The following is a 9553-nucleotide window of genomic DNA, read 5'->3' on the forward strand; positions in this document are numbered from 1 at the left end:
AGAGAGGACCACATGGAAACGGCTGCAAATCTGATCGATGCGCCTAGCAGAGTTGTTGGAGCATCGTCCCGGCCCCTGCAGGCTCATGCGATTTCAGACAAGCTGTCACCGGAAGCTCGTCGCCGTCTGATCACCTCGACTTTGCTCGGCACCACGATCGAGTTCTTCGACGTCTACATCTACGGTCTGGCTGCCGGCCTCTATTTCGCGCACTTGTTCTTCGCCAACGCAAGTCCCACGATCGGCGTGATCGCTTCCTTCGGAACGCTCGCCAGTGGTTTTTTGGTGCGGCCGATTGGTGGCATTATTGGCGGGCACTTCGGCGATCGATACGGACGCAAGAAGATACTCGTCGCAAGCATGATCACGATGGGGACCGGCACCTTCGTGGTCGGACTGCTCCCGGGTTACGCCCAGATCGGACCCTTGGCGCCGATCCTTCTCATCCTGGCCCGTCTTGCGCAAGGGTTGGGCGCTGGCGCGGAGTGGGGAGGCGGTTTGCTGATGCTGGTCGAGCACATGGATCAGGAGCGACGGGGCTTCTGGGGCAGCTTGACCAATTTCGGGATCTGGCTGGGAATCTCGATCGGCACGCTGATCTTTGCTGGCATTACGCGCCTGCCGCCAGACGTGCAGGAATGGGCCTGGCGCATGCCTTTCCTCGCCTCCGGCGCGCTGGTCGTGATCGGTCTTTGGGTTCGGCTCGGCGTTGCCGAGACGCCGATCTTCGCCAAGGCGGAACGGGAGGCGAAAGCCACACGAAGCGAGCGATTGCCAATCGCCGATCTGCTGCGTCATCAGATGAAGCCAACACTCATCGCGATCTGTATCGCACTGGGGGCGGCGTCCTTCCAGATTTATGGTGCCTTCGCAACCTCCTACGCAGCGATGCTTCACCTTCCAATGACCACGATCTTGCTCTTTCAGTTCGCGAACGGCGTGATCGCGATGGGATTGACGGTGTTCTTTGGCTGGCTTTCCGACAAAATCGGTCGTCGCATGTTGGCGATCGTCGGAAGCGTCATCGTCGTGCCGGCAATGTACATGCTGTTCCGCTCGCTCAACGCCGCCGATCTGCAGTTCGTCCTGATCTCACTTATCGTTCTCGAGATCGGTCATTCGATGATCTACGGGCCGATGGGAGCATTTCTCGCTGAGATGTTCGACACGCGCACCCGATATACCGGCGTCTCGCTTGCCTACCAGATCGGCGCCGGAGCGATTTCGGGCCTTGGCCCGCTCGCTGCATCATCCATTCTGGCGGCTGCCGGTGGTCCACCGCATGTCTATGGCGTCGTGGGGATCGTCGTGGTTGCTGGGGCCTTCACCGTGATCGGCGCGATCCTGGCACCAGATCGAGCCGGGCAGCGCTTGCCGACGCAATTGCTATGACTGGTTGCCGTCTGCGGGACAAGAACGCCCCTAGTCGCGTTTGTGCGAAAGGCTGGGAGAAGTGACGCGGTCTCATCAGACCGACGTCACGCTCAACCTCGAAGGAGGAGATCGCCGGCCGGACGCCGGGATCTTCGATCTACGTGCCCAAGTTAGATCCATATAGGGAGGAAGCCTTGACCGAAATTTTGAAACGGATCGCGATTGTGGGCGCAATGCTGTTGATCGCATCATCCGCTGACGCTCAGATCTCCGACGACACAATCAAGATCGGAGTCCTTACTGACCAATCAGGCGTTTATGCTGATGCGACCGGGCCTGGATCTGTCGAGGCAGTCCGGATGGCCATAGCCGACTATGGCGGGAAGGTTGCCGGGAAGCCCATCATGATGATCGATGCAGATCACCAGAACAAGGCCGACGTGGGAGCCACGATCGCGCGCCGCTGGTTCGAAAACGAGAACGTCGATGTCGTCGTCGACTTCGCCAATTCGGCCGTTGCGTTTGCCGTGCTGGAGTTGGCGAAGCAAAAGAACAAAGCCATTTTGATTGCGTCGGCCGGCTCTTCCGATTTGACCGGCAAGGCGTGTTCGCCCAATTCCGTGCAATGGGTTTACAACACCTACGCTCTGGCCAATGGCACAGCGCGCGCGCTCCTTAAGGAGGGCGCGAAGAGCTGGTATTTTGTCACTGTTGATTACGCATTTGGCCAGGCATTGCGCAACGATGCGGCCAGAACGGTGGAGAAGCTCGGCGGAAAGGTTGTCGGCGACGTTCGCCATCCACTGAACAGCATGGATTTTTCTTCCTATATCCTGCAGGCGCAAAGCTCAAATGCTGACGTCGTCGCGTTCGCGAACACCGGTGGCGACCTGGCAAACTCGATCCGCCAAGCGCAGGAATTCGGATTGACTAGAGGCAAACAGCGCCTCGCAGCATTTCTGATGCAAACCAGCGACATTCACGCGATAGGCCTGCAAGCAGCCCAAGGGTTATTGGTCACAACAGGCTTTTACTGGGACCTGGACGACGACACACGCGCATTCGCCCAGAGATTTATGAAAAAGACGGGCCGCCGGCCGACCATGGTCCAGGCGGGGCTTTACTCGGCGGTGACGAACTATCTGAAGGCCATCGACAAGTCGGGAACTGACGAGGGCCCCAAAGTCATAGCGCAAATGAAATCGATGCCGATCAACGACTTCTTTGCGCGCAACGCAACTCTGAGGGAGGACGGTCAGCTCATTCACGACATGTATCTGGTGCAAGCCAAGAGTCCGAAGGAGTCGAAGGGCGCTTGGGATTACGAAAAACTGGTTCAGGTGATACCGGGAAAGGACGCATTCATCTCGCCGGAAGAGAGCGTATGTCCGCTGTTGAAGAAATAGTCTGTTGCGCCGGCCTTGCTCCTCGGCAGGACTATCTACTCGGACTGTCGTTGTGTTTTAGGCTTTTGCATGAAGAAGCTCGCGATCTAGCTCCACGGAACTTTCACTAGACTCAAACAACACGAACGTTCGGCGGCTCAAATCGCTGACGGCAGAGACCCCCAACCAGAGCGTCTACTACTCACAGGGGCGGCACCATCCGCGGCGAGATGCTCCGCGGACCGTTGCCGGCTACGGCATCGACGACGAGATCATCCAGGCCTAGCCGGAAGGACCTGTCCGGCTTAACGACTGCTGGAGCCACTGGAGGCGAGTGGACTAGGTTAGCCGCGGCCTTCGGCCTTGCCGCCAAGTGCCAGCGTTGCACGGGACGCACTGTTGAGCAGCGCCTTCACCTGGTCGCTCGTGGGCTCGATCTTCATGGAGGCGCGAGTGCCCGCGAGACTGAGCGTGAAGCGGACATCGCCATTCCAGTCCACGATCGGCGCCGCGATGGAGACATAACCATCGAGGTCAGACCGCGTGATGGTCGTGTAGCCCTTCCGTTTTAGCTCACGTACGGCATCGTCCCTGAACTTGCTCGGCTCGGGCTTGCCGCCGAACACCGCGCTCCACTCCTGCTCCATCAGGTGTGACGTCATGTTCGGCGGCAGCCGCGCGGCATAGATCTTTCCTGCCGCCGAGCCCAGCATCGGGATCAGTCCGGTGCGAAATTCGAACGCGCCGCGTTGATCGCCGTCCTGCTTGAACAGGCTGAGCGGGCCGTCATCGGTCCATGTTGTGACGGCCGCACTTCGCCGCGTCACGTCGCGCAGATTGGTGACCTCGCGGCGCACGATCTCGAAGCCGTCGATCTGCTGAATGGCGCTGACGCCGAGCGAGAGCGCGGCGGGCCCAAGACGATAGTGGCCCGGCTTCTCGTCCGCGGCGGCAAGGCCGATTCTAACGAGGCTCACGAGATAGTTATTTGCAGCACTCGTCGTCAGACCCGCCAGCGGCGCGATGTCCTTCAAGGCCAGCGCCTGCTGGCTGGTCTGCATAACACTTAGAATCCGAAAGGCAATTTCGACCGATTGAATGCCTCGGCGCGGCTTCTTCTCCAGCATCTGCTTCCTACGACTGCTTCACCGAATCGAGATTGACATAAAAGACGGCGTGAAGCAGAATACAACAATGGAACACTTATTCAACTATCTTGAATTATGTGACAGGGAGAAAAGCAGATGCCCCTTGGTGCCATCCGCAGCGTCTACACCGTCGCCAATGACATGGATCGGATGCAGGCTTTCTACGCCGCTGCGCTGGAGTTGCCGCTGGCGTTTCGGGATCGTGACAGCTGGTGCCAGTTCAAGGCCGGGCCGGTTGCGTTTGCGCTGAGCTCGGCAGCCGAGGCGGCCAATGACGCGCACGGCAGCGTAATCGTGTTCGATGCGACCGACCTTGCGCCCGTTGCAGCACGGATCGAGCGGCTCGGGGGCCGGCATCTCGCGAGCCGCGACATGGGCGCGCATGGCAGCGTCGCCACCTTCGCCGACCCCGAAGGCAATCTGTTTCAGCTTCACATCCGGCCCGGACCCACAGCCTGAGCAACCCAATCCAACGAGGAGATTCATCATGAAATTCGGCGTCTTCGACCAGAACGACCGTTCCGGCCTGCCGCTGGCGGAGCAGTATGAGAACCGGCTCCGTCTCGCCGAGCTCTACGATCGTCTCGGCTTCCACTGCTTCCACATGAGCGAGCACCACAGCACGTCTCTGAGCACGACGCCGTCGCCCAGCGTGTGGATGGCCGCTCTGTCCCAACGAACCGAGAAGTTGCGGCTATGTCCGCTGGTCTATCTTTTGCCGACCTACAATCCCGCGCGCCTGTACGAAGAGATCTGCATGCTCGATCACCTGAGCGGCGGCCGCTTCGAGTTCGGGATTGGGCGCGGCGCCTCGCCGCACGAGCTCGACGCGCTCGGGATCGACTCCACGAAGGCTGCGAAGATGTATGCGGAGGGCTTCGATACGATCCAGCGCTGCTTCACGCAGGATTCCGTCACCACGTCGGGCGAGTTCTGGAGCCTGAATGACTATGCGGTGGAAATGAAGCCGCTGCAGCGGCCGCGTCCGCCGATGTGGTACGCAGTCGGCTCGCCCGACTCTGTAGTCTGGCCGGCACGCAACGGTGTGAACGTGGTCTGCGGCGGCCAGGTCTCGCGTGTGCGTGCGATTTCGGATCGCTATCGTGAGGAGATGGCTGCTGCGGGCCTCAACGGCAGCACGCCGCTGATCGGTGTCAACCGCTACATCATTGTCGGCGAGAGCGACCGCGAAGCTCATGAGCTGGGCCGAAAGGCCTGGCCGTCGTTCTACGATAATTTCATCAAGCTCTGGCGCAAGCACGGCACGCAGCCCGTGAATGCGAAGCTGCCCCCCTCATTCGATCAACTCGTCGAAACCGGCCATGCGATCGCTGGCTCGGCCCGAACGGTGACGCAAGTTCTGTCCGAGCAGGTCGCGTTTGGCGGACTGAATTACGTGATCGGAAGCTTCATGTTCGGAACCATGCCGCACGCGGAGGCAGCGGCCTCGATCCGCCGCTTCGCCGACCATGTCATGCCGGCGGTCGAAGCGGCCGAAGCGCTCGCCGCATGAACGCTTACGGGACGGATGAACGCTAAGGAGATAGATATGCCCGATACTCCCCGGATCGACAGCCGCGACTTGCGGCGCGTGCTCGGCAACTTCGTCACGGGGGTGACTGTGGTCACCACGATCGACGAGGCGGGTCAGTTCCTCGGCGTCACCGCCAATTCGTTCAGCTCGGTGTCGCTCGATCCGCCGCTGGTTCTCTGGAGCCAGGCGGTGAAGAGTCACAGCCATCCGGCGTTCTTTGAGGCCGGGCGCTTTGCCGTGAATATCCTGGCTGAAGACCAGATCGAGCTGTCCAAGCGGTTTGCGAAATCGTCGCCTGCGAAGTTCGCCGGCATCGATATCGATCTCGGCGTCGGCGGTGTGCCGCTGCTCCGCGATTGCAGTGCCCGGCTGCAGTGTCGGGTGGTGTCCCGGGTGCCGGGCGGTGACCATACGATTTACGTCGGCGAGGTGCTTGCGATCGATCAAGCCGAACGGAAACCTCTCGTCTTCGGCAACGGCCGATATTTGCTGACCGATACCCATGATCTGACCGATGCCGCATTGTCGCCCAATCACAAGCAGGCTCAGCTCACCGCGTCGCGGCTCGGCACGCGTACGATCGAACGCCTCGTCCGACGGTTCGACGAGACAATGGCGCTTGCGGTCTGGGGCGCCCACGGTCCCACGATCACCCATTGGGAGCCGGCGTCGGCTCCGGTGAGCGAGGCGCTTCCCGTAGGCTTGATCCTCCCGGTCACATCGAGCGCAACGGGGCTGGCCTTCGCCGCACACCTTGCCCCCGAAGCCATCGCGCAGACGGCTTGGTCTGGCCAGGACGCCGCGGTCGAAGCGGACGATTTGAGCGAACGCCTTGCGGAGGTACGTCGGCAAGGGTTGGCCAGAAAAGGGCTGGAGACGTTCTATCGCAGCCAGACGTTGATCAACGCCCTCAGCGCGCCCGTGCTCGATGCGGACGGCCGCGCGGTGCTGGCGCTGACAGCAGTGGGCGAGGCGAGCCGGTTTCGCGCCGATCTCGACGGAGAATTCGCAACTGCCTTGCGCGAGACGGCACAGGACCTCTCTCATCGGCTCGGTTACGAGGCGGAGAAGTCTGTCCAGCCAGCGGGGCGAGTCGCGCTCGCGGCCGGAGCTTGAGCGATGGCTGAATTGTCCGCGTTCGATGCCGATCTGCTCACGCAGGATTTGCCAGGGCTTGCCCACGTTGACGTCGCGTCATCGGTCTTCTCCGGGCACCGGGGCCGGATGGAATATCGCGCGGCCGGAGATCCGAACAATCCGACGGTGCTGATGCTTCACGGGCTCGGCTCAAGCTCGGCGGGATACCGCGCCCAGCTCGCAGGGCTGTCGCGAGAGTTTCGCGTCATTGCCTGGAACGCGCCCGGCTTCAGCGGCAGTTCGCCTATCCCGGGTCAAGACGCCGGTATCGACGACTATTCAGACGCGCTGGAAAGCTTGCTGCGCGCGCTCGAGGTGCGACGGCTGGCCGCGCTGGTCGGCAGTTCCTGGGGAAGCGTCGTCGCGCTGGCCTTCGCGCGACGTTATCCCGAGCCGATCGGCAGTCTTGTTCTTTCCGCGCCCAACGTCGCTAGGGGCCTCCTAACGGGTGAAGCCCGCGATTCCGAACTGAATACATGGCTTCGGACGGCGGACGTCGACATCCCGGTGTCGCGCGAAGCGATCGCAAGCAGGCTGCTCACGCCACACACGCCAACCCTAGTCAGGCAATATGTCGAGCGCTTGCGCGACAACATGACGACCGATGGCTGGCGCCAAGCAATTCGGTCGCTGTTCACGGTCCATACGCCTGACGTTATCCCGGCGGTCAAGCATCCGATTGCCATCCTCTCCGGCAGCCTTGACCAGGTCGCGCCCTATCGGGATCACGCCGAGCGGCTTCTCGCGAAGGCGCCGTGGGCGACATCGCATTCGTTCGAGGATTGCGGCCACATGCTCAAGCTCGAAGCTCCGTCGAAATTCAACGCAGTCGTTCGCAGCATCGCCGCGTGAGCGTGAAGGGCAACGGGCGCGGTCGCGTCAGGGAGAAAAAACGGATGGAAGCCGAACAGGACGTCGAGCGGCCCAGCCTCGGGGACTGGTGGTTGGTGGGCGTGCTCTGCCTCGTGAACGCGGTTGCGTTCATCGATCGCGCGGCGCTGCCACTGCTGGTGCAGCCGATCAAGCGCGACCTGCAAATATCCGACACACTGATGAGTTTCCTCATTGGTGCGGCTTTCATCATCACCTACTCCGTCGGAGGCTGGTTCGTCGGCGTGCTGGTCGATCGTTTTCGGCGCCGGCGCATCTTGGCTATGGGGGTCGCCGTGTGGGGGTTATCGACGATGTTTTGCGGCTCCGTCTCGACCTACGCGGGCCTGTTTCTCGGCCGCTGTGGTGTCGGCGCGGGCGAAGCCACCTGCGGGCCTTCGAGCATGTCCCTCGTCACGGACGCATTCCATCCGCGCTTTCGCGGGCGTGCCGTCGCGATCTGGGCCATGGGGGCGAGCATCGGTGGCGGGCTTGCGTTGCTCGGCGGTGGTGCCATTTTGCACTTCGTCGGCGAGAGCGGGAGCTACATTCTTCCCTTGCTAGGGATTGCGGTCCGCTCATGGCAGCTCGTCCTGATCGCATGCGGCGCGATCGCACTGCCGGTCGCCTTACTCGTCTATTCGTTCAGGGAGCCGACGCGGCGGTCCGCAACCACGGATAGCCCCTTCGCACTGAGGGATGCCCTCGAAGTCGTTCGCGATCGGTGGCTCCTATTCGCTCCGCTGTTTCTGGCGAACGCCGCGACGATTATGCTGTCGGTGGGGTACTCGTCCTGGATACCGGCCTTTCTCGGGCGGGTATGGAAGATTCCTGCTGGCGAGATCGGCCTGACCTACGGTCTCATCGTCTTGTTCCTCAGCACTGCCAGCCAGTTCATCGCCGGATTTCTCGTCGATACGGTCTATCGAAGATGGGGATTATCGGCGATCCCGGCTCTTGGCGTTGTCGTTTCCGGGCTGATCTTCCTGCCAGCGGTCTTTGTCCCGGCAGCAGGGTCGATTGTTTCGGTCTGGATGCTGCTTGCCGTCTTCAATCTTCTGGCAGCAAGCCTTTTCACCATCGGAACATCGACGATCGTGCACCTGTCGCCGGGACCGGCGATCGGCAAGATCACGGCCGTTCATTTTGCCTGGGTCGGCATCACGGGGACAGCGATCGCTCCGACGCTGGTGGCCATCGTCGCCGAAAGTTTCTTTCAGGGCGCACTGGGCTCGGCTCTCTCGACCGTCGGCGGAACGCTGGCGGCGCTAGGTGGGCTGTCTCTCCTTGTCGTGTACTGGCAACTGCGACCGAACGAAACGGTTGCGTCGCTGGCGCGCGAAACTGGTTAGAGGCGAGACTCTACTTTCAAGATGCACAAACGCAAAATAGGGAGGTTGAAATGCCCGTTATCAAGTTCGAACAGTGGGAAGCCGTTGGTCACATCGTGCTTGCCAATCCGCCGAAGAATCTCATCGCTTCGGCCTTCTCAAGCGACCTCAAGCAGGCCGTTCAGGAGGCCAGCGAGAGCGACATCAGGGCGTTGCTGGTGAGGGCGGAAGGTCCCAATTTCAGTCAGCGGGGCGACGTGCTCGATTGTTCATGCAGGGCCAGGAGTAACTCGATTTCATAGTCCGCTGGTTTTGGTTCGCAAACCCAACACGGTTTTCTCCAGGCAGATTCTGAGCGCGAAAAGGACAGAGGAGGGTTCATCGGAGAAGCTCCGGTTGTCCGAATTATGCGGACTTTAAAAAAGCCCGCTTCGCGAACTCCGGCTGGGCAAGCGCGTGCCGCGAACTCCCAGCGAAGGGAACGAAGGCTGTCAAGCCGAGGACCGCCGGGCGAAGGCGGACTGGATTCGGGGAAATGCGCTGCCGAGGGTTCGCCGCTTCCGCTTGATGGGATGCCTTGTGCACTGTCATCGTAATGTCGAAACGCGCGTGCGAGTTTCCCGCTGAGTGGCGCCGGCGACGTGAACGCATACGCATTATTTGCGGAACTATTTCCCCAACTGACAAGAGCGGGTGGGCGCGCGGGAATCATCGTGCGGACTGGTATCGCAACCGATAGTTCAACAAGCGTATTTTTCCGCGATCTTGTCGCCA

9 protein-coding genes are annotated in these 9553 nt (G+C 61.2%); 8 read left to right on the forward strand and 1 reads right to left on the reverse strand.

Annotation, left to right across the window (positions count from 1 at the left end; all coding sequences use genetic code 11):
* Positions 1-12 precede the first annotated feature (12 nt).
* A complete protein-coding gene (locus tag IVA82_RS43850) occupies positions 13-1392 on the forward strand; it encodes an MFS transporter (protein WP_247384339.1) in 1380 nt (459 codons plus the stop codon).
* Between the two features lie 215 nt (positions 1393-1607).
* The gene (locus IVA82_RS43855; RefSeq protein WP_247384370.1) at positions 1608-2780 is read left to right on the forward strand and encodes an ABC transporter substrate-binding protein; all 1173 of its coding nucleotides are present in this window, start codon (positions 1608-1610) and stop codon (positions 2778-2780) included.
* Between the two features lie 323 nt (positions 2781-3103).
* Here the strand turns inward: IVA82_RS43855 and IVA82_RS43860 are convergent, their stop codons facing one another.
* Positions 3104-3886, reverse strand: coding sequence for a helix-turn-helix domain-containing protein (locus IVA82_RS43860; RefSeq protein ID WP_256469827.1), 783 nt, complete (start codon positions 3884-3886; stop codon positions 3104-3106).
* Positions 3887-4003: 117 nt separating this feature from the next.
* On the opposite strand from IVA82_RS43860, the gene IVA82_RS43865 reads away from it, so the two are divergent.
* Genes IVA82_RS43865 through IVA82_RS43890 form a run of 6 tightly spaced genes read left to right on the forward strand, consistent with a single transcriptional unit; the run spans position 4004 to position 9081 of the window.
* A complete protein-coding gene (locus tag IVA82_RS43865) occupies positions 4004-4366 on the forward strand; it encodes a VOC family protein (RefSeq protein ID WP_247384341.1) in 363 nt (120 codons plus the stop codon).
* A 28-nt stretch (positions 4367-4394) separates the two neighbouring features.
* Positions 4395-5420 (forward strand): LLM class flavin-dependent oxidoreductase, encoded by a 1026-nt coding sequence (locus tag IVA82_RS43870; protein WP_247384342.1) that lies wholly within the window; start codon positions 4395-4397, stop codon positions 5418-5420.
* A gap of 36 nt (positions 5421-5456) precedes the next feature.
* Entirely contained in the window at positions 5457-6557 is a 1101-nt protein-coding gene (locus IVA82_RS43875) for a flavin reductase (RefSeq protein ID WP_247384343.1), read from the forward strand.
* Between the two features lie 3 nt (positions 6558-6560).
* Positions 6561-7430 (forward strand): alpha/beta hydrolase, encoded by an 870-nt coding sequence (locus tag IVA82_RS43880; protein WP_247384344.1) that lies wholly within the window; start codon positions 6561-6563, stop codon positions 7428-7430.
* Positions 7334-8800, forward strand: coding sequence for an MFS transporter (locus IVA82_RS43885; RefSeq protein ID WP_247493911.1), 1467 nt, complete (start codon positions 7334-7336; stop codon positions 8798-8800). Before IVA82_RS43880 ends, IVA82_RS43885 begins: the two co-directional genes overlap by 97 nt.
* A gap of 50 nt (positions 8801-8850) precedes the next feature.
* Positions 8851-9081 carry a hypothetical protein gene (locus tag IVA82_RS43890; protein WP_247384346.1) on the forward strand — a complete coding sequence of 77 codons (231 nt, stop codon included), beginning with the start codon at positions 8851-8853 and terminating at the stop codon, positions 9079-9081.
* Positions 9082-9553: the final 472 nt, after the last annotated feature.

The sequence above is a fragment of the Bradyrhizobium sp. 142 genome (assembly GCF_023074015.1).
In the GTDB taxonomy this organism is placed as follows: Bacteria; Pseudomonadota; Alphaproteobacteria; order Rhizobiales; family Xanthobacteraceae; genus Bradyrhizobium.